Here is a 23166-nt window from a genome sequence, read left to right as displayed (position 1 = left end):
CCGCCACTCAGCTTGGCCGGAGTTCCCCCCAGCCTCCGCTAGCGCAGACTCGACACGAATATCCATTAAAATAGCGGAACCTAATATTGTGCCTGCCCCCGATTGGGTGGGGCCGGCGCCCGCAGGCAGTTGGGCAGCTGCCCGCCCCGCGCTACCTTTGCCCCATGCCCCTAACCTGGACCCTCAAGCCCTTCGCCGACCTGACCACCACCGAGCTGTACGCCCTGCTGCAGCTGCGCTCCGAAGTATTCGTGGTGGAGCAAACCTGTCCGTTTCAGGACATCGACGGACTCGACCAAACCGCCTGGCACCTGCTGGGCCACGCGCCAGAAGGTGGCGAACTGGCCGCCTACGCCCGCCTGTTCGGACCCGGCGTGGCCTACGCCGAGGCCAGCATCGGGCGGGTGGTGAGCAGCCCCCGCTACCGGCGCACCGGCCAGGGCCGGGAGCTGCTGCGCGAGGCCATTGGCGGCATCGAGCAGCTGTTTGGTGTCCAACCCATCCAGATAGGAGCCCAGCTGTATTTGCAGGCGTTCTACGAGAGCTTCGGCTTCCGGCAAGTGGGCGAAGGCTACCTCGAAGACGACATTGCGCACATTCACATGGTCCGGGCTTAAGGCAGGTAGTCGTCTTCGCCTAACCTGCCCCGGAAGCCCGAGAAAGCGCCCGGGCAACTGTATATTCGCCAGCATTGGCCTATGCCAGACCGCGCCGCTTCCGTTTTGTCTTACCCGCCCTGCCTCATGCCGGCCGCTGCTTTTCCGGTTGATTACCACCAGCTGTTTAGCGCGCGGCCCGACAACCGCCTGCCCATCGGGCCCAATGCCGACGCCATCATTCTCGGCAACATTGCCGCTCACGCCCCCCGCACCGAAACGCTGCCTCAGAACCTGGAGCAGGCCGTGTAAGGCTGCCGGTTGGCGCATGAAACCAGTCTGTGCTTATTGCTGATGCCATGAAATTTCTTCCCCTGCTCCTGCTGCTTCCGGCCCTCGGGCTGCTTTCCCTGGCCCCCCTGCCCCCCCCGGCTCCCACCGCGCCCGCCGTGCCCAAACCCGTGCGCCGGGCCCTAGAGCAGGTGCAGCCCGAAGCCCTCCGGGCTCATATTGCCTACCTGGCCGACGACCGGCTGCTGGGCCGCAAGCCCGGCACGCCCGGCTACCAGCTGGCAGTAGACTATGTGGTGGCCCAATTGAAAGAAAGAGGCGCAGAGCCGGCCGGCGAAAACGGCGGCTTCACCCAACGCGTGCGCCTGCGCCGGGCCACCGTGCAGCCGGGCGCGGACGTGGTCTACCAGCCCCCAACGGGCCGAGCTAGTCTGCCACTCGATGCGGTAGGCCTCTACCCCCACCCCGAGCAGCCGGCCGCCCAACTGCCCGCCGCCGGCCTCGTTTTCGCCGGCTACGGCATCACGGCCCCTCAGCAAAACTACGATGACTACCAGGGCCTAGATGCCCGGGGCAAAGTGGTAGTGGTGCTGCGCGGCGCGCCCCGCACGTTCCCGAGCACCGTGGCCGCCGCCAGCCAAGACCAGACCCTGCTCGTGCGTACGGCCGCCGCCCACGGGGCGGTGGGTGTGCTTTTCGCCACCCTGCGCCCTGCCCCCGCCGGCGTGCCCCGGCCGCTTTCAACTACCAGTGTGGTTGGCCCCGATGGCCGGGTGGCGGCCGCCCGGGGCTTCGTGAGCGGACCGGGTGGCGTGGCTCTCACGGGCACGCTCTCGGCGGCCGGTCTGCAGGCCCTGCTGCGCAACGCCGCCACCGATACGGGCCAGGTGATGGCGCGCCTGCGCCAAGGCACGCCCGCGCCGGTGGCGCTGCCCGGCACGCTGGCCGCCCGCTGGCAGTCGGCTTACCAGGATTTCGACTCCTACAATGTGGTGGGCAAAATCACCGGCTCCGATGCCAAGCTGCGCGAGGAGTACGTGGTGCATTCGGCCCACCTCGACCACCTGGGCGTGGGCGCGCCCGTGCGCGGCGACTCCATTTACAACGGGGCCCACGACAACGCTTCGGGCGTGGCCACGGTGCTTGAAATTGCCGGCATCTATTCGCGCCTCAAACACAAACCCCGCCGCAGCATTCTGTTCGTGCTGCAAACCGGCGAGGAGCTGGGCCTGTTGGGTTCGGCCTACTTCGCCGCCCGGCCCACCGTGCCCGCCGCCCAGCTGGTGGCCGACGTGAATACCGATATGCCGACCATCATCGCCCCACTGCTGTCCATTGTGCCACTGGGAGCCCAGCACTCCACGCTGGCCGGGCCGGTGGCGCAGGCGGCGGCCTACCTGAAGCTGACGGTGGAGGACGACCCCGAACCCGAGCAGAACCGCTTTATCCGCTCCGACCAGTACAGTTTCGTGGCCCAGGGCATTCCGGCCCTGCACATCAAGTACGGCAACCGCACGCCCGACGGCCGCAACAACCTCAACCAGCAGGTGCAGCAGTGGCGGGCCCTCACCTACCACAAGCCCCAGGACGACATGAACGGCACCTTCGATTTCGCGGCCGGCCGCACCTACGTGCAGCTCAACTTCCTGGTCGGGTACCTCGTGGCCCAGGCCCCCGAGCGCCCCCACTGGAACCCCAACGACTATTTCGGCCGGCAGTTCGGGGGGCAGTAGTAGTGAACGGATTTCAGCCACCGATCCACCCCTACGCCAAACGGCCTCGCCCACATGGTGGACGAGCGTTTTGGGTCAACTAGACTACGTTATTTCGTACCGGTGCCGGCCTGGCCGACGGACTTTTCAGTACCCGCGGCCGGGGGGTTCTTCACGAACTTATCCAGCCAGCTGTTCATCTCCCAGAGCATGTGCAAGAGCGACTCCTTGGCCGTGTAGCCGTGGCTCTCGTAGGGCAGCAGCACCAAGCGGGTGCTGGCGCCGAAGCTTTTGAGGGCCGTGTAGTAACGTTCCGACTGCATCGGGAAGGTGCCGGTGTTGTTGTCGGCCTCGCCGTGAACGAGCAGCAGCGGGGTCTTCATTTTGTCGGCTTGCTGGAAGGGCGACATGGTGTTGTACACCTCCGGGGCCTGCCAGTAAGTGCGCTGCTCGTTCTGGAAGCCGAAGGGCGTGAGGGTGCGGTTGTAGGCGCCGCTGCGGGCAATGCCGGCCCGGAACAGGTTGCTGTGCGAGAGCAAGTTGGCCGTCATGAAAGCCCCATAGGAGTGGCCGCCCACCGCCACGCGGTTGGCATCGACCACCCCCCGGCGTACGCCCTCGTCGATGGCCGCCTGGGCGCTGGAAACGAGCTGGGTTACGTAGGTGTCGTTGGGCTCTTTGTCGCCCTCGCCCACTATCGGGATGCTGGCGTTGTCGAGGATGGCGTAGCCCATCGTGACGAAAGCCGCCGCGCCCCAGTAGCTGATGCGGTTGAACTGGTAGGGCGAGCCGTTGACCTGGCCGGCGGCGGCGGCACTCTTGAACTCGGCCGGGTAGGCCCACAGGAAGGTAGGCAGGGGGCCATCCGATTTCTTGTAGCCGGCGGGCAGGTAGAGCATGGCCGTCAGCTCCACGCCGTCGGCCCGTTTGTAGCGGAGTTGCTCCTTCTGGATGCCCTTGAGCTGGGGGTACGGGTGGGGGAAATCGGTGACGCGCTGGGGGGCGATGCGCCGCAGCAAGTTGCGCACGTAGTAGTTCGGGTTTTCGTCGGGCTGCTCCTGGGTGGTAAGGAGCACCCGGTTTTTGGCGTCGAGCACGGCTACGGGCCGCTCGAACTGCGGGGCCTGGGAGCGCCAGATTTCCTTGCTCTTACGGGTGTTCAGGTTGAGCACGCTCACGAAAGGCCGGTCGCCACTGGCGGAAGCGCCCGTGCCGTTGAGCATCAGCAATTCGCCCTTGGGCAGTAAGTTGAGCACCTCGCGGCCGTACTGGTTGCGGCGGGTGTCGGGCTGGCCGGGGTCGGAGTAGCGGTCCTCAAACGAGCGGTCGAACAAGATGCTGGCCTGCCCCGTGCGCGGGTTCACGAGCTTGGTTAGCGTCTGGCGCGACTGCCACCACCGTTCGGTAGCCAGCGCCACGTTGTCGTCGCCCCACTCGAAGCCCCGGAAGCGGTACCGGGCCGCGTAGATTTCCTTGGGAGCTCCGGCAAACGGGGCATCGAGGGCGAACACCTTGTCGCGGATGTCGGCCTTTTGCTTCGGGTCACCGCCGTCCTGGGCTTCGGTGTAGAAAACCGTGGCCGGCACGTCGGTGCGCCAGGCGTAATCGCGCGGACCGGTGGGGGCGCCGTCGGGGCTATAGGGCACGTTTTCCTGGGCGGGCGTGTCGGCCAGCTTTTTCACCAGGGCCCCATCGAGGCTGAACACTTCCGTGCGAAGCGGGAAGCGGTACACCGGCACGAGGTAGGAAAACGGCGCGTGTACCGTTTCAGTCAGCACGAAGCGGCCATCGGGCGAGGGCTGGGCACCCGTAATGATGCCCGGCTGGCCAATGGCCCGCACCTCCCCATCAAGCCCCATGCGCATAACCTGCGCGGTGGCGTAATAAGTAAACTGCGCTTCGTCGGAGGGGTTTTTAAGCAAATCCTGGTACGTGGGCGCCTGGCCCGAACGGCCCAGGTTCTGCTGCACCGTGGGCCCCGCCGGCACCCGGCTGACCGCCGGAGCCGCCCCGCGCCCGGCCGGCACGGCCCGCACAACAAAGCCCTGCCCATTGGAAAGCCAGGCGTAGGGCGTACCCAGCACGGCGTTCAGGGCCACGCTGCTCACGCGCCGGGCTGCGGCCGTGGCCACATCGGCCACGTACAGCTCGATGCGGCCGTCGGTAGTGTTGGTAAAGGCAATCTTGGTTTCATCGGGCGACCATTGCACGTAGCTGAGCTGGGCTTCGGCGGGCAGGCCCGTGATGGGCCGTTCGGCCCCGGAGGGCAGCTTTTTCAGCTTCAGGCCGGTCAGGTACTGGGCCCGGCTGGGCCCGTTGGAAGCGGGGTTGAGCCGCACGCCCGCCAGCCGCAGCTCGGGCTGCGAGAGCTCGGCGATGGTGGGGTTGGCGGCCCGCTCCAGAATCAGCAGGTACTCGCCTTTCGAATCCACGCTCACGCCCGGTGTGGGCGCCACCGTCACGAGGTCGGCCAGGGCTTTGGGGGGCGTCTGGTAGGTAGCGGCATCCTGCGCCATGGCAGCAGGCGCACTGAGCAGCAGTAGCCCAAGCAGGAGTTTTTTCATGACGGCCTTGTTTTTAAGGGTGAGGTCCTAAAGTTTACTCAAAATATCCAGAAAGAAAACGCCGCATGAGGGCGCGGGCACCCGGGAACCGAAGCTGCGGAAGTTAGCCAATATTAGGGCAGCGACATCGTATTCTGCGGCGCGTTGCTGCTAACGCGGCTTCTGGAGCATCGAACCTCCACCGACGCGACGCGAAACAGGAGGCCGCTGCTTTCTTCAGGTAGCCTGAAAAGCGGGGCAGATAGCTTTGCTGAGCGGCTTACCAACCGGTATTCCGTACCCCACGCTGCCTAAAACTGCCCCGACGTGGCCAGCCCGCGTTAGTCCGGCGCTAGCGGCCCCGATGCTGCTTTAAAGCCCGGTAGCTACTACAGCCCGTTGGTTTTTCGGGTAAAAAACCCGAATATTAACCACTCAATATCTCCCGGCTGTTCCTGCCTCATCCGGCCCTTACGCTAATCCGGGCACCGGGTCCTGTTTTTCGGCATTATGGTTATCTACGGCTACAATTCGTCGCACCTGCGCACCGAGCCCGCGCAAGGCCACTGCCCGGCCTGCGCCACCCCCGATGCCCTGCGCACGAGCGTGTTTGGGCGGTACGTGCACCTGTACTGGCTGCCGCTGCTGCCCATCGGCAAAACCGGGGCCTCGGAATGCCAGCACTGCCACTTCGTTATCCGGCCCAAAGAGATGGAACCCGCCCTGCGCCAGTCGTTTCGGGAGCTGAAACAGCGGAGCCGGGTGCCGGGCTGGCACTTCGCGGGGCTGCTGCTGGCGCTGCTGGGCCTGGGCTGGAACCTGGTGGCCCAGGGCAACGAAGTCCGCGCCAATCAGTCGTTCATCAGCCTGCCCCACAAAGGCGACCTTTACCATGTGCGCACCGACAACGGCCACTACTCGCTCTGGAAAGTGCAGGACGTGGCCGGCAACGCCGTGAAACTGCTGGCCAACAACTACGAAACCGACAGCCCAGCCCAGGTAGCCGAACTCAACCGGCCCGAAAACTTTGCCCCCGACCCGCTCGAACTCACCCGCTACGACCTCAACATCATGCTCGAAAAAGAGGAAATCGTGGACGTGGTGCGGAAGTGAGAAGATATTTGGGGCAGACTTTGACAGAGGGGTACAGCGGCTGAATTTTTTACCTTTTTGGTGGCGACGGCCGCCGCCTCAGAATTGCCCCCACGCGGCTAGCTGGCGGCGGTGCTCCTGCTGGGCATAATTGCGCAGGATGACATCAGGGTGCGTGCCGAGCAGAATGACGGTGCCCCGCTCGCGGGCGTAGGGGTTGCGGACTTCACCCACCCGCCGCAACGAGCGGAAATGGTGGGCCAAATCGGCTTTGGGTGCATCATCCACGAACAGAATATGTTCCCATCCGCCGGCCGGCGGCGCGGGCTGCCAGAACAGGTAGCTGCCGTTGAAGCTGTTGGCCAGCGGCAGGGTCCGGTGGCGGTTGTAGTAGTTAATGGCCCCGGCCTGGCCGTAGTTGGCCGTCAGGATGAGGGTGCGGGCGCGGGCCGCAGCGGGCAGGGCCTCGTAGGCGGCCCGGGTTTTATCGGCCAGCTCGCGCCAGCCCAGCATGTCGGCGTAGTCCTGGGGCAAGGGGTGGTCGCGGCCATCTTCCCAGCGCAGCACGCCCAGCTTCTGGTAGCGTTGGCCGAGGGCCAGCATACTGGTAGGCGGCTCAATGGTGAACAGCAGCGGCAATATGCGGATGCTAAGCGCCACGGGCAGCACCAATAGCACCGGCCGTAGCACCCGCCCCAGGCGCGGGCGGCTGCTTAGCCATTGCTCCCACCACGCGGCCCCGGCGGCCAACAGAATGGGGTAGTAAGCCAGGGCGTAATAGTCTTTGCCATGCAGCAGGGTCAGCAGCAGCAGTGCGCCTACGTACACCAACCCCACCGCCCGGTAGGGCCGCCACGCCGGACGCAGCAGCAACGCCAGCAGCCCGGCCACCCACACCCACAGGCTACCCAGGTTCATCACCAGCTGGCTTTTCCAGAATCCGGCCACCGTTACGTTCACCAGCTGGCTGTCGTGGAGCAGCCGCATGTGGTGACGAAACGGCAGCCCGTGCCCGACCTGCCAGCTCAGGTTGGGCAGCCACAGCAGCAGCGCCAGCCCCGCGCCCAGCCAGAACGCCCGCGTGGCCAGCACCTGCCGTAGGGGCGTAAGCAGCAGTGCCCCCACCAGCGCCGCCCCGAAAAACAGGGCCGAATACTTGTTCAGCAACGCCAGCCCCAGCAGCACCCCGGTGGCGTAGAGCCAGCGCGGGGCGGGCTCCTGCACGTAGCGAATCAGCCAGTAGCACATGGCCGTGAAAGCCAGCACCTCGAACGAGTTGGGCTGAAACAGGAAGTTGAGCCGGGCATACGCGCCCAGCAGGAAGCTCAGGCCGGCCAGCGCCACGGCCCAGGGGCCGCCGCCCAGCCGCTGCACGGCCCGCCCCACCACGTATATCGTAAGGCTGCCCCAGAGCAGGGGCCAGAATTTCACCCAGAACCAGCTGCCGCCGAGCGCCAGCGTAACCCAGCTTTGCAGGGCCGTGAGGGGCGGCACTTCGAGGTAGCCCCAGGCCAGGTGGCGGCCGTAATCGAGGTACAGATACTCGTCGCGGTGCAGTTCGTAGGCCCGGCTGGCCAGCAGGTAGCCAGATGCAAACTTGACCGAAGCCAGCAGGACGGGAAGCACGCGGGATTCTTTCACCCGCTCAATATAGTTGGTTGCTGATATAAAAGCTACCAGTCCCGAGGCAGCCGGATGGAGTCGAGATAATCGTGCAGGCCGGCGGGGTGCCGGAACAGGTGGATGAAAAGCAGGTGCTCGTTGCCCGACTCGCGCCATTCCTCGGCGTAGAAGTCGCCCACCGCGAACAGCTGCAGCCGGAAGCTGTCTTCGCGCCGCTCGGCCAGCAGCCGCCCGTGCTGGTGCAGGTGCTCGGTCTGGCGGTACATATTCAGCAGTTTGAAATCGGCGTACTTCATGGGCAAGGCAAAGGTACGGGGGCTGGAGGAGAGGTGATGGGGTGAGAGAGTAAAGAGGCGCAGAAGAACGGGTCATGCTGAGCGAAGGCGCAGCCGCAGTCGAAGCATCTCTACCGCAGTAGTAATTCTGTCGACTGCAACGAAGCGGTAGAGATGCTTCGACTCCGCTACGCTACGCTCAGCATGACCCGTTCTTCTGCACCTCTTACCTTCGCCCCATGAAGACGATTCGCTTTCCGCACCCGCTGGTGCTTCTGGTGGGGTTCATTTTGCTGGCGTGCCTGCTGAGCTACGTGCTGCCGGCCGGCGTATTCGAGCGCCACCCCGATGCCGCCACCGGCCGCGACGTGGTGGTGGCCGGCTCCTACCACCGCGTGCCCGCCACGCCCGTTAGCCCCTTGCAGGCCATCGTGGACATCCCCAAAGGCCTGATTGATGCGGCGGCCGTGATTTTCCTGGTGTTCCTAGCCGGCGGGGCCTTCACGGTGGTTGACCTGACGGGCGCTTTGCGCCGGGGCGTCGACTGGCTGCTGGAGCGGTTCCGGGGGCGCGAAGCCGTCGTAATTCCGATCATTTCGGTGCTCTTTGCCACGATGGGGGCGCTGGAAAATATGCAGGAGGAAATCGTGCCCCTGGTGCCAGTGCTGCTGATTCTGATGCGCCGCATCGGCTACCCTACGGTTACGGCGGCGGCGGTCAGCATCGGGTCGGCGGCGGTGGGCGCGGCGTTCAGTCCGCTCAATCCGTTTCAGGTGGGCATTGCCCAGAAACTGGCCCAGCTGCCGCTGCTTTCGGGTGGCGGCTTCCGGCTGGTGTTCCTGGTGCTGGCCCTGGTTATCTGGATCGGCGGCACCATGCGCTACGCCCAGCGCCACCGCGTAACGCCCGAAACCAGCGAGGTGGCCGACCCCAACGGTACGCTCGTAGCCGGGCGCAACCACGGGCTGGTGCTGGCGCTGCTGCTGGGTGCCTTCGCCTTTTTCGCCTATGGGGTACTCAAGCTAGGCTGGGATTTCGAGCAGATGGCGGCCCTGTTTTTCGCGCTCGGCGTGGTAGCCGGCCTCGTGGGCGGCCTGGGCCTCACGGGCACGGCCGAGGGTTTCATTGCCGGCTTCCGCGACATTGCCTTTTCGGCGTTGCTCATCGGGTTTGCCCGCGCCATTTTCGTAGTCCTGGAGCAGGGCCAGATTGTCGATACCATCGTCAATGCCCTCTCGGCACCGCTGGCGGGACTGCCAGCCTGGGTGGCGGCCCTGGGCATGATGGGCGTGCACACGGCGTTGCACCTGCCGGTTCCCTCGGTCAGCGGCCAGGCCGTGCTCACGATGCCCCTGCTCGTGCCCCTCTCCGACCTCATCGGCCTCTCGCGCCAGGTCACGGTGCTGGCCTACCAGTACGGGGCGGGCCTGTGCGAACTTATCACGCCCACCAACGGCGCCCTGATGGCCATCGTGGCCGCCTGCGGTGTGCGGTTTGATGAGTGGTGGCGCTTTGTGCTCCCGCTCTACCTGCTGCTGCTGGCCCTAGGCGCGGCGGCCATTGTAACGGGAATTGTGGTAGGGGTATAAACCACCTATCCAGCCAACGGCCAGACTTTCAGCGCACCATCATAGGAGGCGCTGATGAGCTGCCGCCGCGCCGACAGCCACGCCACCGACTGCACAAAATCAGCGTGCGTCATTTCCTGTTCACAGTGCCCCGCGGCCAGGTTCCAGATTTTCACCTTGTTATCCTCGCCCCCACTAGCTAACTGGCCATCGGCCACCCAGGCCAACGTGCGCACGATACCCCGATGCGCCAACACGCTGTAAGCCAGCCGCCAGCCCTGCCCGTCCGGGCTGCGCTGCCACACCTGCAGCTCCCCCGCCTGATTGCCGCAAATAAGCCGGTTCTGGGCTGAATCGAACAGCAGCGCGTGCACCGGCGGCAGGCCAGTGGCGATAGTTCCGGTACACGTTCCTAGCCGCCAGTTCCAGCGTTTCAGCGTGCCGTCCTCGGAGGCGGAAACCAGCTCGTCATCGGCTAGCGGCAGCACCTGCCAGACCCAATCAGTATGCCCGGTCAGCGTATGTTGTACTACGCCCGTCAGGTCACTTACTTTTATTAGCCCATCGGCGGCACTGCTACAGAACAGCGTATCGGAGAGGCGGGCAACGCAGAGAATGGTAGCGGCGTGGGGTTGCAGGATGGCGGCCAGCTGAAACTGCCCGTACTCCCCCTGCCACACCCTGATGGTCATATCCCGGCGCCGACAGCAGGGTAGTTGCGTTGAGCTGACACAAACTCAGGATGGAGTTTTGGTGCCCGTGCAGCTGTTGCAGGCAAGCACCTGCCCCATCCCAGACCTTGATAACGGTGTCCCGGCCCGCACTCACCACGCCTTCCCCAAAGGGCAACACCTGCCAAATATACCCCAGGTGCCCGGTGGCAAAAGTTGCCAAAGAAGCGGCGGCCGGTGGCGGTAGTTCTCTTTCGTAGAGAATCTCGCTGCGCAGAACGAATTTCTCGCCCTCCTCCAACTCCTCGCCTTCGTGCCAGATGCGGTGGTCGAATACCAGTAAGTCGCCCTGCGCGGGGGTATAGGCCGCCCAGATGGCTGCGTCGTCTTTGGAGCGGTAAAACAGCGTGCGCCCCCCGCTGAACTCGGCCGCATCGTTCAGGTAAATCATGAACGTGAGCCGCGACTGCACCGTGGCCGACTGGTGATAAACCCCATCCAGGTGGCGATGGAAATACTGTCCGGCCGAGTACCGGCAGAAGCGCAGGCGGGTATTGAGCTGCCGCAGATTCCAGGGCGGCCCGCCAGGCTCATCAGCCGGGAGCTGCGGCGGGAGCACCGCCGCAATGGTCTGTAACAGCTGCCCCGCCAGCGCCTCGCTATCGACTACCAGCCGGTCGTTGTTGCGGTAATAGGTGGGGTAATGGGTGTGGGCACTCCGAAAATCGGCTTTTACCTGTGCCGTCAGCAACTGCGCACAGGCCGCGCCCGAAAACGCCCCGGGAACAATAAAGCATACCAGCTCACTGCCGGGTAGCAAGTGCCGGCACTGCGGTTGCGCGGCCATAGCGGCGGAGAGGAAACTGCTTGCTTCCAGGCCCATCTATGGTTACACGAACTGCAACTCCTCGACCTCGAACACGCGCTGGACCTTGCTCTTTTTCTCGACCAGCTGAAACTGGTACGTGTCGGCCCGCTCGTCGAAAAACACGTCGGAGATGAGACCTTGGTGGGTGGGTGGGGCGGTGGTTTTCACGGTGTCGCCGAAGCTGAAGGAGGGCTTTTGGTAGAGCTCCTTGAACAGCTCGGGGCTGACGAAGAACTGCTGCTCGTCGTAGCGCAGAATGATCCATTCTTCCGTTTCGTCAATCTTTTCGAACACCTTGCCCAACGGTTCCAGCCACTCGAAGGAGCGGCGGTTGGCGGGGTGGATGTAGGAGTAGCCGTAGTCGGGCGTCCAGCCGTAGAGGCCGAACACCACTGGTTTGGGGCGGGGCACGGGCAAGCGGGGTTAGGGCGTGAAAGAAACCCGATAACCGCCAACAGGCCGCGCAGGTTCGGCGCAAAGCTACGCGGCCGGCGGCCGGCGTAGCGGCAGTTACAATCGTGGCCCACGCCGCCACCATGCAGTAGTTTCATAAACAAGCAGTTACCGGCCCCGATAACCTTGGCTTCATCTGGGTAGTATTAGAAGCAGTGAGTGGCCGGGGTCCGGCCGTTGCTCTCTGCTCTTTATTCAATGCCAACAACTGCTACTTCCACTCCCGCCGCCCCCGCCTTGCAGGGCGGCATGGGAGCCCGCCCCCACGCCGGCGGCACAACGTTTCGCGTCTGGGCCCCGGCCGCCACGGCCGTGGCCCTGGTGGGCCCGTTCAACGACTGGAACGCCACCACCCACCCGCTCCGCCTCGAAACTGAGGGCTACTGGGCCGCCGATTTCGCCGACCTCGGGCCTGGTGCCGAGTACAAGTTCCACCTCACTACCCCGCACGGCGAACTCACCAAAAACGACCCCTACGCCCGCGAAGTCACGAATTCGGCCGGCAACTCCCTCGTTTTCGACCCCGATTTCGATTGGGAAGACGACCAGTTTCAGATGCCGGCCTGGAACGAGCTGGTGGTGTACGAGCTGCACGTGGGCACCTTCTACCGGCCCGACCCCGAGCGGCCCGGCACGTTCTACGACGTAATTGAGAAGCTCGATTATCTGCGCGAGCTGGGCATCAACGCCATCGAGATTATGCCCGCCACCGAGTTTCCGGGCAGCCTGAGCTGGGGCTACAACCCCGCCCACCCCTTCGCCATCGAAACCGACTACGGCGGGCCCACGGGTTTCATGGAGTTCATTAAGCAGGCCCACCGCCGCGGCATAGCCGTGATTCTGGATGTGGTGTACAACCACTTCGGGCCCGGCGACCTGGATTTGTGGCAGTTTGATGGCTGGCAGGAAGACGGCGGCGGCGGCATCTACTTCTACAACGACTGGCGGGCCGAGACGCCCTGGGGCCACAACCGCCCCGATTACGGCCGCGAAGCCGTGCGCCGCTATATCTGCGACAACGCCCTGATGTGGCTCGAAGACTACCGCGTGGATGGGTTGCGCTGTGACGCTATTGCCCATATCCGCAACGTGAACGGCACCACCGACCCCGACCACGACCTACCCGACGGCTGGAGCCTGATGAAGTGGATCAATGAGGAGGTACGGGCCAAAATGCCCTGGAAAATCATGATTGCCGAGGACTTGCTGGGCAACGAGTACATAACCCGCACCCCTGAGGAAGGCGGCCAGGGTTTTTCTACGCAGTGGGATGCCCGCTTCGTGTACCCCATCCGCGACGCCCTGACGACCCCCGACGACGCCGACCGCAGCATGGCGGCCGTGGCCGAGGCCGTGGGCTACTGCTACAACCACGAAGCCTTCCAGCGAGTGGTGTACACCGAAAGCCACGACGAAGTGGCCAACGGCAAAGCCCGGGTGCCCGAGGAAATCATGCCGGGCGAAGCGGCGTCGTGGTTTCCGAAGAAACGCTCGACCCTCGGCGCGGCGCTAGTACTCACGGTGCCCGGCATCCCGATGATTTTCCAGGGCCAACCCATGCTCGCCGACGGCTCCTTCTCCGACGACCTGCCCCTCGACTGGGCCCGGGGCGATGAGCACGCCGGCCTCGTGCGCCTCTACCGCGACCTGATTGCGCTCCGGCGCAACTTTGCAGGCCACACCCGTGGCCTGCTGGGCCAGCACGTGGAGGTGCATCACATCAACGAAGAAGACAAAGTGCTGGCCTTCATCCGCCGCGACCAGGGCGGCCCCGGCGACACCACGGTGGTGCTGTGCAATTTTGCCGACCGGGCCCACGAAAACTACCGCCTCGGCCTGCCCCGCCAGGGTCGCTGGCGGGTGCGCTTTAACTCCGACTGGGCCGGTTACGACCAGGAGTTCGGCAACTACGAAAGCGTGGATTGCCAAGCCGAAACCGGCATTTACGACGACCAGCCCTTCCACGGCACCTTCGGCCTGGCCCCGTATTCAGTCCTCATTATTTCGCAGGAAGCGTAGTTTGAGCTGCAAGCTATCAGCCCCAAGCCCCAAGCCGCGAACTGATGTTCGAACGTCGGCTTGCGGCTTGGGGCTGATAGCTTGCAGCTCCTAGTTTGCCACTCAGAAGAAAGCTTGTAGCTTGCAACTGAGCGCCTGTAGCTCCATTTCTGATATTTCCTGCCCTTTATGCCCCACTCCGTACCCGCTGCCCCCGCTCCTGCCGTTGCCCCCGATGCCCTACTCGTGGAAGTCGCCTGGGAAGTCTGCAATCAGGTAGGCGGCATTTACACCGTTATCCGCAGCAAAGTGCCCGCCACCATGCAGGATTGGGGCGACCGGTACTGCTTGCTGGGGCCTTACTTCGCCCAGCAGGCCCAGAGCGAGTTCGAGCCCTACACCGAAGAGCAGTTGGCCGAGTGCACCGACCCGTTTGCCGGGGCCGTGCGCGCCATGCGGGCCCAGGGCTACGAGGTGCAGTTGGGCATCTGGCTCATCACCGGCCGGCCCCGGGTCGTGCTCATCGACCCGTTCCAGCTGTATCCGCGCCTCGATGAGCTCAAGTCCAACCTCTGGGAGCACCACCATATTCCGGTGCCTGCCGCCGACGATTTGCTGCATCAGGTGGTGGCCTTCGGGGAGCTGACGAAGACCTTTTTGGCTATTCTGGCGGCCGAAGTAGTGCCGCCCCAGCGCCTGGTGGCCCACTTCCACGAGTGGATGACCGGCGTGGCCATTCCGGCCCTGCGCCGCGAGCAGGTACCGGCTCACCTCGTGTTCACGACCCACGCCACCCTGCTTGGCCGCTACCTGGCCATGAACGACCCCAATTTCTACGACCACCTCATGCAGGTGGAGTGGCAGGCCGAGGCCCGGCACTTTAACATCGAGCCGGCCGTGACGATGGAGCGCGCCGCCGCCCACGGCGCCCACGTGTTCACGACGGTGAGTGAGCTGACGGTGCGCGAGTGCATTTACCTGCTCGACCGGATTCCGGACGCCGTATTGCCCAACGGCCTCAACATTGAGCGGTTCGTGGCCCTGCACGAGTTCCAAAACCTGCACCAGCAGTACAAAACCAAGATTCACGAGTTCGTGATGGCGCACTTCTTCCAGAGCTACTCGTTTGAGCTCGACAAGACACTGTACCTGTTCACGAGCGGGCGCTACGAGTACCACAACAAGGGCTTCGACCTGACCCTGGAAGCCCTGGCCCGGCTCAACTACCGCTTGCAGCAAAGCGGGCTGGAAATCAACGTGGTCATGTTTTTTATCACCAAGCGGCCCTTCCACAGCATCAATCCGCAGGTGTTGCAGAGCCGGGCGGTGCTGGAAGAAGTGCGCGAAACCTGCGAGGCCATTGAGCGGCAGGTGGGCGAGCGGCTCTTCTACGCCGCCGCCGCTTCCGACGATAACCGTCTGCCCGACCTGAGCACCATGGTGGACGATTACTGGCGCCTGCGCTACCGCCGTACCCTGCAAAGCTGGAAAACCAAGGCCCTGCCCCCCGTCATCACCCACAACCTGATCGACGACCAGGACGACGATATCCTGAATTTTCTGCGCCGCTCAAACCTGGTGAACAACCAGCACGACCGGGTGAAAATCGTGTACCACCCCGATTTCGTGTCGCCCGCCTCGCCCCTGTTCGGCATGGAGTATGGGCAATTTGTGCGCGGCTGCCACCTCGGCATTTTCCCAAGCTACTACGAGCCCTGGGGCTATACGCCGCTCGAATGCGTGGCCCGCGGCGTGCCCGCCATCACGAGCGACCTCTCGGGCTTCGGCGACTACGTGATGCAACACGTGCCCAAGCACGAAGATCAGGGTATTTTCGTGGTTGAGCGCCAGGAAAAGAGCTTCGAAGAAGCCGCCGAACAGCTCACCGACATGCTCTGGGAGTTTGTGCAGCTCAACCGCCGCGAGCGAATCATGCAGCGCAACAACGTGGAAAGCTCGGCCGAAATGTTCGACTGGAAAAACCTGCGCGTGTACTACGACCACGCTTACCAGTTGGCGCTGGAGCGGGGCTGAGCAGTGAGAAAAGGTATGCGGGCGCTTGGCGGCGAGTCGTACCGCTGCAGCGGTACGACTTGCCGCCGATAGACGGACTTGCAGTCGGCGCAGCCGGCCATCCGGAACTGTACTGCCCGCCCAATAATGCCCACCGCAACGCCCGCCACCCCATGAAACGTGCCCTGCTGTTCCTGCTGCTGCTGGCCACCACTACGGTGCTGGCCCGCGAGTTCTGGCTGGCCCCGGTGCGGTTCTGGGTAGAGCCTGGCGCGGCCGTGCACCTGCAGCGGCTGGTGGGCGACAACTTCGCGGGCACTGCCTGGCCCGGCCGGAACGCCCGCCTCACTGCGTTCCGCCACTACGCCCCCGGCCAGCCGCCCACCGACTTGCTGACGGACGCCGCTCCGGCCACCGATACCATCCAAAGCACCGTAGCATTGCGCCAGCCCGGCACCCATTTAGTGACGCTGGAAACCGGCAACGTGCTGGCCACGCTGCCCGGCGCGCAGTTCACGGCTTACCTGCGCGAAGAGGGCTTCAACTACGCGCTGGCCCAACGCGAGCAACGGGGCCAGACGAACGAGCCCGGCCGCGAAACCTACCGGCGCTGCGCCAAAACGCTGGTGCAGGCGGGTCATTATTCGGCCGCCGACACGGCCCGCACCTGGGGCCGGCCGGTGGGTTTGGCCCTGGAGTTGGTGCCCGAGCAAAACCCTTACGGGTTGAGCCCGGGGGCTGCCCTCACGGTGCGGGTGCTGGTAACTGGGCGGCCCGTGGCGGGGCAGTTGGTGCGGTTGTGGCAACATGGGAGCCGGGGGCCAGCGCTACTCACCAAGCTCTACAGTAACCAAAATGGCCGCGTGCTGTTACATTTGCCCACGCCCGGCGAATACCTGATAAGTGCCGTGCGCCTGGAAGCCGCTTCGGCTACCACCGAAGCCGACTGGCAGAGTACTTGGAGCACGCTAACTTTCGGGTTAGCTGACCGAAACCGGCTGTAGCGAATCCTAGCAGGCCTTTTCTGGTTCTTCATTCGGGTTTCACGCCCGAATGCTTTTTTTGTTACCTTCGCAACTCCCATAAACACCGAACCGACCTGCGGTATGAAGTACTCCATCGATAAAAAAGAAACCTACACGATAATCACGATTGACGAAAAAAAGCTCGACACTACCGTCGCGCCCGATCTGAAATCGGAATTCGTGAAGCTCAACGCCGAGGGTATCAACAACTTGATTCTGGACCTGAGCAATGTAAAGTACACCGACTCGTCGGGCCTGAGCTCCATTCTGATTGCCAACCGCCTCTGCAACTCCACCGGCGGCCTACTGGTGATGACTGGTTTACAGGACCACGTGATGAAGCTCATCACCATCAGCAAGCTCGAATCGGTACTTCACATCCTGCCTACCGTTGAAGAAGGCATTGACCGGATTTTCCTCCACGCCATCGAGCGCGACCTCACCAGCAAAGAATAATTTCTTTAGCCTCAAGCTAAAAGTTGCAAGCCGCAAGCTGACGTTCAGACCTCAGTTTGCGGCTTGCAGCTTATAGCTTGAGGCTTACCGCTTTTTATGGAGTTTGAGCTGAAAATTCTGGGCAGTGCTTCGGCCACCCCGTTTCTCGACCGCCACCACACGGCCCAGGTGCTAACCGTGAACGGCACGCCCTACCTCATCGACTGCGGCGAGGGTACCCAACGGCGGCTATTAGACCAGAAGCTGCGGCCCCAGCGGCTCCAGACCATTTTTATCAGCCACCTGCACGGCGACCATTTCTTCGGGCTTTTCGGGTTGCTGGGCACCATGAACCTGACCGGCCGCACCGAGCCGCTGCGCCTGTTCGGGCCCGCCGGCCTCGACGAGGTCCTGACCACCCAGATGCGCCACTCCCATTCCCAGCTCAACTTTGCCCTGGAGTTTACGGCCGTCGATACCACGGCCCACCAGCTGATTTTTGAGGACAAGAACCTGACGGTGCATTCGTTGCCCATGCGCCACCGGGTGCCCTGTTGCGGCTACCTGTTCCGCGAAAAGCCCAAGCGCCGCCGCCTGCTCGCCGACCAGCTGCCCGACGGCCTTGTGCCCGCCCAACTCACAGCCCTCACCCAGGGCGAAGACCTGCTGGATGAAGCGGGCCAGGTGCTCGTGCGCAACGCCGCCGTTACGGCCGAGCCCAAACGGGCCCGCAGCTACGCCTTCTGCTCCGACACGCTCTACACCGAAACGCTGGCTAACCTGGTGCAGGGTGTGGATTTGCTCTACCATGAGGCCACGTTCCTGGACGACATGCGCGAGCGGGCCGCCGTTACCCACCACAGCACGGCCCGTCAGGCCGGTTTGCTGGCCCGCCGGGCCGAGGTGCAGCAACTGCTCATCGGCCACTTCTCCAGCCGCTACCGCGACTTGCAGCCCCTGCTGACCGAAGCCCAGGCCCAGTTTCCGTGGACCAGCCTGGCTGTGGAAGGCCTCACGTTCTCGGTAGCGGAATAGGGTTTGCGGTACACGCGCAGCACCTATGCAGAACGGCTGTAGCGCGAAGCTCCAGCTTCGCGCATCGTTTAACGAAATCGTTTAGAAGTCAGCAGCAATACGCGAAGCTGGAGCTTCGCGCTACAAGTTCGTGGCTCCTTCTGCCGGGCCTCATTCCCCTCTCCCCTCCTTATGCCCGCCAATACTTTCGCCCATAAAAAGCAGCAGCTCTACCTCGTGCTCAGCGGCATTTTCGTGGTCAATGCGCTGTTGGCCGAAATTATTGGGGTGAAGATTTTCTCGGTGCAGGCCTTGCTTGGGTTGCCCGGTAACCTCACGGCGGGCGTCATCATCTGGCCCGTGGTGTTTATCACCACCGACATCATCAATGAGTACTTTGGGCGGGCGGGCGTGCTGAAAGTGAGCTTCCTGACGGTGGGCCTGATTCTGTACGCCTTCCTCGTGATTCTGGCCACCACCCGCCTACCGCCGGCGCAGTTTTGGCTCGACGTCAATAGCCAGGACGACCAAGGCCGGCCATTTAACATTGAGTTCGCCTACCAGAGCATCTTCCGGCAGGGCCTGGGCATTATTATCGGCTCGGTTACGGCCTTTATTATCGGGCAGGTGCTCGATGCCAGCGTGTTTCAGTGGTTTCGGCGCGTGGCGGGCGGGCGCTACATCTGGCTGCGGGCCACCGGCTCCACCCTCATTTCCCAACTCGTCGATTCGGTGGTGGTGCTGTTCGTGGCCTTCTACGTGTTCGGCAACTGGACGCTGGAGCAGGTACTGAGCGTGGCCAACACCAATTACTGGTATAAATTCGCGGCGGCTATTCTGCTCACGCCCCTGCTCTACCTCGCCCACTACCTCATCGACCGGTATTTAGGCAAGGAGGAATCCGAGGTGTTGCAGGAGCAGGCTGACGCCGACGCCGCCGTTTAACTAGCCCCCTTATTCTGTAGTTCTTATTATGCGCCTTCTACTGCTATTTCCCCTACTCCTACTTTCCCAGCTTGGGTTTGCGCAGTTTAGCTCTTTTGAAGCAGGGTACTACGTGCTGGTAGACAACCACAGTACGCGGTATCCTGCCGAAATCAAGCTCCGCGACGAAAACACGCTGCTTGTCCGGGGCGAAAACACCAAGAAAGAAAAGCTGGACCTTCAGGATGTCCTTTTCTTTCAGGTGGCCAACCGCAGATTTGTTCCTGTGGGCGGCTTTTTCATCAGTAAAGGCTTGGGCGGTACCGAAGTAGCCCGTGGGTTCGCCCAGCTACTCGATAGTGGCCAAGTGAAGCTCTACGAGTATAAATACTACCTGACTAATCCGCCAGTTGGCAACACGATGAGCGTCGGCAGCTCGTACTGGCAAACGCTCTACTTGCTCCAGCGCCCCAACGATGAAGAGCCCACGCCCGTAGAGGCGAACCGGCTGAGCGGGGCTGGCAAGTACTTTCGGCAAACCCTGGCTCCCTTCATCAGCTCCCGCCCCGACTTGCAGAAGCTGCTCGCCGACCGCAAGATTACGCTCGACAATCTCGTTCCGTTCATTCGGGCCCTGAACAGTGGCCAGCCCTTTACTGGCTCATTGCCCCAGCCGCCCACCCGCGAACCGTACTAAACACCCCACCATGTCCCGCATCCTTACCGGTATCCAAAGCACCGGCCGGCCCCATTTGGGCAACCTGCTCGGCGCGATTCTGCCCGCCATCGAGTTGTCGAAAAGTCCGCAGAACCAGTCGCTGCTCTTCATTGCCGACCTGCACTCGCTCACGACCGTGCGCGACGCCGAGCTGCTACGCCAGAATACCTACGCCGTGGCCGCTTCCTGGCTGGCCTGCGGGTTTGATACCGACAAAAACCTGTTCTACCGGCAGTCCGATGTGCCCCAGGTGACGGAGCTGGCCTGGTACCTGTCGTGTTTCACGCCGTTCCCGATGCTAGCCAACGCGCACAGCTTCAAGGACAAGAGCGACCGGCTTTCCGACGTGAATGCGGGCCTGTTCACCTACCCCGTCCTCATGGCCGCCGACATCCTGCTCTACGACGCCGACTCGGTGCCCGTGGGTAAAGACCAGGTGCAACACCTCGAAATCACGCGCGACATTGCCAGCGCCTTCAACAGCCGCTACGGCGAGACTTTCGTGCTGCCCAAGCCCCGCGTCGATGAGCAGGTGATGCTCGTGCCCGGCGTCGATGGCCAGAAGATGAGTAAGAGCTACGGCAACACCATCGATATTTTCGTCGACGACAAGGCCCTGCTCAAAACCATCAAAACAATCGTTTCGGACAGCACGCCCCTCGAAGCGCCCAAAAACCCCGATACCGATACCACCTTCAAGCTGTTCTCGCTGGTAGCCGAGCCTGCTCAGGTGGCAGAAATGCGCCAGCACTACCTGAACGGAGGCTACGGTTATGGCCACGCCAAGCAGGCCCTGTTCGAGGCCATCCGTACCCGGTTCGCCCTGGAGCGCGAGCAATTCGCCTTCTACATGCAGAACCTGCCGGAACTGGACCGCCAGCTGGCCGAAGGCGCCCGCAAAGCCCAGGCCTACGGCTCCGAAGTGCTCAATAAAGTCCGCGAGAAAGTGGGCTACCTGCGGCGGTAGCGGTAAATGGTAACGTCATTCTTCGCTGCGCTCTGAATGACGTTACCATTTACCGGATTCGGCCCTTACTCATTCATGCCGCGGACGAGTGCGGCATCTTGGCGCGAAAAGCTGAAGCCGACTTTGCTGCCGCGGCTGACCTGCTGGTTTTCGAGCTTCTGCTTGACGGTGATTTTCTGGATGTCGGTCATGGGCGGGGCCACCAAGTCATTATTGACAGCCGCAATCATGGCACTTTCCACGAACACGCGCAGCGCGTCTTCAGTCACGGGCGTGTCCGACATGTCGTTGTCGGGCAGTTCGAGCTGCTGCACGCCTTCAAGGAAATAGTGCTGGTCGATGTTGATGAGCAGCCGGCCCACTAGGTAGCCGGGGTCGTTGAGGCGCTGGTACTTGATGCTGTCGGCCATGAAGTTGTAGGCCATGATGTGACCAAAAAACCGCCGCCGGAAGTCCGATTCTACGTATTTGGTGGGCATGGGGCCGTAGTCGTCGGGAAACGTGACAATGTTGGAGTGTAGCACGAACACCAGCAAGTCGCCGCTGAAACGGATGTGGAACTCCATTTCGTTGATGGGCCGGTACTCAATCACGACCGACGAATCGACCGACGAAACCCGGCGACTCAGCTCCACCACCAACTCCTGCGACACCTGCCGCAGCATATCGAAGGTGAGCAGTGTCTGGCGGTAAATAGCCTGCTTGGCCGACGACTTTTGTTTGAGTCCTTCAAAAATCTGGTTGAGGCGGTCGGCGGGCGAAGCGGCCGGGTCGCCGGGGGCATTAGGCGCATCGCCGTCGGAGTTGGGCGTACCCGTCTGGTTGACATCAATCGATTTTACCCCTGTTGGGTGCACGTCGGTTTCGGAGTCGGGCGAAGGGCTGGTAATAGTAGTATGGGGCGTTTCGTCGTCCATAAAGAAGCATGGGGCTGGTGCGATTCGGGGAAGCGCGGGATAGGAAGAAGGTGGGTCCTTATCTACGCAAGGTAGCGGGCCAGAAGTTTTGTGAGTGGTGAGAAACGATACGGGTGCTGGAAAGAGCCAGCCAGTTCTTCACCAGCTCACTCCTTCACCTTGCCCAACGCGGGCGGACCGGCTAAGCTAGCTGCCACGGGCCAGGTAGTGCTGCGGAAAGCCACCGTACGCAGGCCGGAATGAGGAAACGTAGGTGTGGGCGGTAGCAGCATGGGCTGGGCAGCCGGCTGGGCCAGGGCCTCCCCTACCGAACGCACGGCGCCGGCCGGCACGGCCCGTTGCGCCAGCTCGTGCAGCAGCGCCGGGCCGTCGAGTTCGGCCAGGCGGACGCGCAATTGGTCTTCCAGTTCCTGGCGGTGGGCCACCCGGGCGGGGTTGGTGGCGTACCGGGCGTCGGTGGCCCAGGCGGGCCGGTCGAGCACGGCACAGAGCTGGCGGAACTGGCCATCGGAACCCACGGCCAGCAACAGGCTCGTACCATCGGCGGCTTGGTACACGGTGCCGTAGGGCACAATGCTGGGGTGGCCCGAGCCCAGCGGCCGGGGCTCCTGGCCCGTGACGAGGTAGCTGGCGGCCTGGTTGGCCAGTGAGGCCAGGGCGCTGTCGTGGAGCGAAACTTCGAGCAGGGCGCCGCGGCCGGTTCGCTCGCGCTGGTAGAGGGCCAGCAGCAGAGCCTCCTTGAGCTGGTGGGCCGTCAGGATGTCGAGTAGGGCTACCGGCATTTTCTGGGACGGCTGGCCGGGGCCGGCGGCATTGAGGTGCATGAAGCCGGTTTCGGCCTGGAGCACGGCATCGTAGCCGGCGCGGGCGCTGGCCGGACCGTAGCCCGTAATGGAGCCGTAGAGCAGGCGGGGGTTATGGGCCGCCAGCGTAGGGTAATCGGCCCCCAGCTTCTCGGCGTCGCCGGGTTTGTAGGAGGCCAGCACGATATCGGTTGTGGCAGCTAGCGCGTGCAGTTCGATTTGGCCGGCTTCGGTGGTGAGGTCGAGCACGCGGCTGGTTTTGCCCCAGTTGGCGCTGCTGAAATAGGCCGTAACAGGCGCGGCGGGGTCTTCGGCCGCGGTGCGCCAGGTGCGGGTCACGTCGCCGGATGGGGGCTCTATTTTGAGCACCTCAGCCCCGAGTTCGGCCAGAAACTGGCCCACCTGGGGGCCGGCCAGCACGGAGGCCAGTTCCAGCACCCGCAGGCCATGGAGGGGAAGTTCGGACATGAGCAGGGAGTAGTGAGGTGATGAGTAGTGAGTAGTGAGTAGTGAGTAGTGAGTAGTGAGAAAGAACGTCATTCTGAGCGAAGGCGGAGCCGGACAAAGCTGCCTGGCCCTTCGCCCACGACGTGATGTAGTGGAACGACTGGCCGGTGGCCCCGCCCAGCCTGGTGCTCGGGGCGGGGCGGTTCGACAACC

General features: G+C 63.4%; 21 protein-coding genes. 13 read left to right on the top strand and 8 right to left on the bottom strand.

The genetic code is table 11. From position 1 onward, the window contains the following. Window positions 1-164: 164 nt before the first annotated feature. From CDA63_RS16400 to CDA63_RS16395, 3 genes are all read left to right on the top strand, one after another. Complete coding sequence (locus tag CDA63_RS16400; RefSeq protein ID WP_088465542.1) at window positions 165-617, top strand: GNAT family N-acetyltransferase; 453 nt, start codon at window positions 165-167, stop codon at window positions 615-617. Between the two features lie 126 nt (window positions 618-743). Further along, on the top strand, window positions 744-908 hold the full coding sequence (locus tag CDA63_RS20580; protein ID WP_206780465.1) for a hypothetical protein: 165 nt from the start codon (window positions 744-746) through the stop codon (window positions 906-908). 47 nt (window positions 909-955) lie between these two features. Next, the gene (locus CDA63_RS16395; protein WP_088465541.1) at window positions 956-2620 is read left to right on the top strand and encodes a M28 family peptidase; all 1665 of its coding nucleotides are present in this window, start codon (window positions 956-958) and stop codon (window positions 2618-2620) included. Window positions 2621-2709: 89 nt separating this feature from the next. Here the strand turns inward: CDA63_RS16395 and CDA63_RS16390 are convergent, their stop codons facing one another. Beyond that, window positions 2710-5163 carry a S9 family peptidase gene (locus CDA63_RS16390; RefSeq protein ID WP_088465540.1) on the bottom strand — a complete coding sequence of 818 codons (2454 nt, stop codon included), beginning with the start codon at window positions 5161-5163 and terminating at the stop codon, window positions 2710-2712. A gap of 489 nt (window positions 5164-5652) precedes the next feature. Here CDA63_RS16390 and CDA63_RS16385 point away from each other — a divergent pair, with 489 nt between their 5' ends. Then, window positions 5653-6255: a hypothetical protein gene (locus tag CDA63_RS16385; protein ID WP_088465539.1), complete on the top strand. Its 603-nt coding sequence runs from the start codon at window positions 5653-5655 to the stop codon at window positions 6253-6255. A 78-nt stretch (window positions 6256-6333) separates the two neighbouring features. Here CDA63_RS16385 and CDA63_RS16380 read toward each other — a convergent pair whose 3' ends face one another. Continuing rightward, on the bottom strand, window positions 6334-7875 hold the full coding sequence (locus tag CDA63_RS16380) for a glycosyltransferase family 39 protein (protein WP_165768348.1): 1542 nt from the start codon (window positions 7873-7875) through the stop codon (window positions 6334-6336). Between the two features lie 32 nt (window positions 7876-7907). Next, window positions 7908-8153: a hypothetical protein gene (locus CDA63_RS20940; RefSeq protein ID WP_165768347.1), complete on the bottom strand. Its 246-nt coding sequence runs from the start codon at window positions 8151-8153 to the stop codon at window positions 7908-7910. Window positions 8154-8371: 218 nt separating this feature from the next. Here CDA63_RS20940 and CDA63_RS16375 point away from each other — a divergent pair, with 218 nt between their 5' ends. Beyond that, window positions 8372-9721: a YfcC family protein gene (locus CDA63_RS16375; RefSeq protein WP_088465537.1), complete on the top strand. Its 1350-nt coding sequence runs from the start codon at window positions 8372-8374 to the stop codon at window positions 9719-9721. Window positions 9722-9726: 5 nt separating this feature from the next. On the opposite strand, the gene CDA63_RS16370 is transcribed toward CDA63_RS16375, so the two are convergent. From CDA63_RS16370 to CDA63_RS16360, 3 genes are read right to left on the bottom strand one after another with little or no spacing between them, the layout of a single operon-like run. Beyond that, window positions 9727-10392 (bottom strand): WD40 repeat domain-containing protein, encoded by a 666-nt coding sequence (locus tag CDA63_RS16370; RefSeq protein WP_088465536.1) that lies wholly within the window; start codon window positions 10390-10392, stop codon window positions 9727-9729. After that, the gene (locus tag CDA63_RS16365; protein WP_165768346.1) at window positions 10277-11218 is read right to left on the bottom strand and encodes a 2OG-Fe(II) oxygenase; all 942 of its coding nucleotides are present in this window, start codon (window positions 11216-11218) and stop codon (window positions 10277-10279) included. The genes CDA63_RS16370 and CDA63_RS16365 overlap by 116 nt, the downstream gene beginning before the upstream one ends. 42 nt (window positions 11219-11260) lie before the next feature. Continuing rightward, the gene (locus CDA63_RS16360; RefSeq protein ID WP_126546904.1) at window positions 11261-11650 is read right to left on the bottom strand and encodes a DUF6960 family protein; all 390 of its coding nucleotides are present in this window, start codon (window positions 11648-11650) and stop codon (window positions 11261-11263) included. A 240-nt stretch (window positions 11651-11890) separates the two neighbouring features. Here CDA63_RS16360 and CDA63_RS16355 point away from each other — a divergent pair, with 240 nt between their 5' ends. From CDA63_RS16355 to trpS, 8 genes are all read left to right on the top strand, one after another. Continuing rightward, window positions 11891-13711: an alpha-amylase family glycosyl hydrolase gene (locus CDA63_RS16355; RefSeq protein WP_242434712.1), complete on the top strand. Its 1821-nt coding sequence runs from the start codon at window positions 11891-11893 to the stop codon at window positions 13709-13711. Between the two features lie 168 nt (window positions 13712-13879). Next, window positions 13880-15724, top strand: a complete 1845-nt coding sequence (locus CDA63_RS16350) for a glycosyltransferase (RefSeq protein WP_088465533.1) — start codon at window positions 13880-13882, stop codon at window positions 15722-15724. 152 nt (window positions 15725-15876) lie between these two features. Then, window positions 15877-16707 carry a DUF4198 domain-containing protein gene (locus tag CDA63_RS16345; protein ID WP_088465532.1) on the top strand — a complete coding sequence of 277 codons (831 nt, stop codon included), beginning with the start codon at window positions 15877-15879 and terminating at the stop codon, window positions 16705-16707. Window positions 16708-16809: 102 nt separating this feature from the next. Further along, window positions 16810-17184: an STAS domain-containing protein gene (locus tag CDA63_RS16340; RefSeq protein WP_019947928.1), complete on the top strand. Its 375-nt coding sequence runs from the start codon at window positions 16810-16812 to the stop codon at window positions 17182-17184. Window positions 17185-17280: 96 nt separating this feature from the next. Then, window positions 17281-18198: a ribonuclease Z gene (locus CDA63_RS16335; protein WP_088465531.1), complete on the top strand. Its 918-nt coding sequence runs from the start codon at window positions 17281-17283 to the stop codon at window positions 18196-18198. A 171-nt stretch (window positions 18199-18369) separates the two neighbouring features. After that, a complete protein-coding gene (locus CDA63_RS16330) occupies window positions 18370-19122 on the top strand; it encodes a queuosine precursor transporter (RefSeq protein ID WP_088465530.1) in 753 nt (250 codons plus the stop codon). Between the two features lie 28 nt (window positions 19123-19150). After that, a complete protein-coding gene (locus tag CDA63_RS16325; RefSeq protein WP_088465529.1) occupies window positions 19151-19798 on the top strand; it encodes a hypothetical protein in 648 nt (215 codons plus the stop codon). Between the two features lie 10 nt (window positions 19799-19808). Continuing rightward, window positions 19809-20786, top strand: a complete 978-nt coding sequence (gene trpS, locus CDA63_RS16320) for a tryptophan--tRNA ligase (RefSeq protein WP_088465528.1) — start codon at window positions 19809-19811, stop codon at window positions 20784-20786. 65 nt (window positions 20787-20851) lie between these two features. On the opposite strand, the gene CDA63_RS16315 is transcribed toward trpS, so the two are convergent. Continuing rightward, window positions 20852-21703 (bottom strand): hypothetical protein, encoded by an 852-nt coding sequence (locus CDA63_RS16315; RefSeq protein ID WP_242434711.1) that lies wholly within the window; start codon window positions 21701-21703, stop codon window positions 20852-20854. Between the two features lie 146 nt (window positions 21704-21849). Then, the gene (locus tag CDA63_RS16310; protein ID WP_242434710.1) at window positions 21850-22974 is read right to left on the bottom strand and encodes a CaiB/BaiF CoA transferase family protein; all 1125 of its coding nucleotides are present in this window, start codon (window positions 22972-22974) and stop codon (window positions 21850-21852) included. Window positions 22975-23166 lie beyond the last annotated feature (192 nt).

This window comes from Hymenobacter amundsenii (genome assembly GCF_002204745.1).
GTDB classification, from domain to species: domain Bacteria; phylum Bacteroidota; class Bacteroidia; order Cytophagales; family Hymenobacteraceae; genus Hymenobacter; species Hymenobacter amundsenii.
Note: the sequence above shows the minus strand (reverse complement) of the source record. Positions and strands in the feature narration are given on the sequence as shown.

Bases quoted from the DNA above. Each gene is read 5' to 3' on its own strand.
- CDA63_RS16400 (WP_088465542.1), top strand. From the start codon at position 165: ATGCCCCTAACCTGGACCCTCAAGCCCTTCGCCGACCTGACCACCACC.
- CDA63_RS20580 (WP_206780465.1), top strand. From the start codon at position 744: ATGCCGGCCGCTGCTTTTCCGGTTGATTACCACCAGCTGTTTAGCGCG.
- CDA63_RS16395 (WP_088465541.1), top strand. From the start codon at position 956: ATGAAATTTCTTCCCCTGCTCCTGCTGCTTCCGGCCCTCGGGCTGCTT.
- CDA63_RS16390 (WP_088465540.1), bottom strand. From the start codon at position 5,163: ATGAAAAAACTCCTGCTTGGGCTACTGCTGCTCAGTGCGCCTGCTGCC.
- CDA63_RS16385 (WP_088465539.1), top strand. From the start codon at position 5,653: ATGGTTATCTACGGCTACAATTCGTCGCACCTGCGCACCGAGCCCGCG.
- CDA63_RS20940 (WP_165768347.1), bottom strand. From the start codon at position 8,153: ATGAAGTACGCCGATTTCAAACTGCTGAATATGTACCGCCAGACCGAG.
- CDA63_RS16375 (WP_088465537.1), top strand. From the start codon at position 8,372: ATGAAGACGATTCGCTTTCCGCACCCGCTGGTGCTTCTGGTGGGGTTC.
- CDA63_RS16370 (WP_088465536.1), bottom strand. From the start codon at position 10,392: ATGACCATCAGGGTGTGGCAGGGGGAGTACGGGCAGTTTCAGCTGGCC.
- CDA63_RS16365 (WP_165768346.1), bottom strand. From the start codon at position 11,218: ATGGCCGCGCAACCGCAGTGCCGGCACTTGCTACCCGGCAGTGAGCTG.
- CDA63_RS16355 (WP_242434712.1), top strand. From the start codon at position 11,891: ATGCCAACAACTGCTACTTCCACTCCCGCCGCCCCCGCCTTGCAGGGC.
- CDA63_RS16350 (WP_088465533.1), top strand. From the start codon at position 13,880: ATGCCCCACTCCGTACCCGCTGCCCCCGCTCCTGCCGTTGCCCCCGAT.
- CDA63_RS16345 (WP_088465532.1), top strand. From the start codon at position 15,877: ATGAAACGTGCCCTGCTGTTCCTGCTGCTGCTGGCCACCACTACGGTG.
- CDA63_RS16340 (WP_019947928.1), top strand. From the start codon at position 16,810: ATGAAGTACTCCATCGATAAAAAAGAAACCTACACGATAATCACGATT.
- CDA63_RS16335 (WP_088465531.1), top strand. From the start codon at position 17,281: ATGGAGTTTGAGCTGAAAATTCTGGGCAGTGCTTCGGCCACCCCGTTT.
- CDA63_RS16330 (WP_088465530.1), top strand. From the start codon at position 18,370: ATGCCCGCCAATACTTTCGCCCATAAAAAGCAGCAGCTCTACCTCGTG.
- CDA63_RS16325 (WP_088465529.1), top strand. From the start codon at position 19,151: ATGCGCCTTCTACTGCTATTTCCCCTACTCCTACTTTCCCAGCTTGGG.
- trpS (WP_088465528.1), top strand. From the start codon at position 19,809: ATGTCCCGCATCCTTACCGGTATCCAAAGCACCGGCCGGCCCCATTTG.
- CDA63_RS16315 (WP_242434711.1), bottom strand. From the start codon at position 21,703: ATGGACGACGAAACGCCCCATACTACTATTACCAGCCCTTCGCCCGAC.
- CDA63_RS16310 (WP_242434710.1), bottom strand. From the start codon at position 22,974: ATGTCCGAACTTCCCCTCCATGGCCTGCGGGTGCTGGAACTGGCCTCC.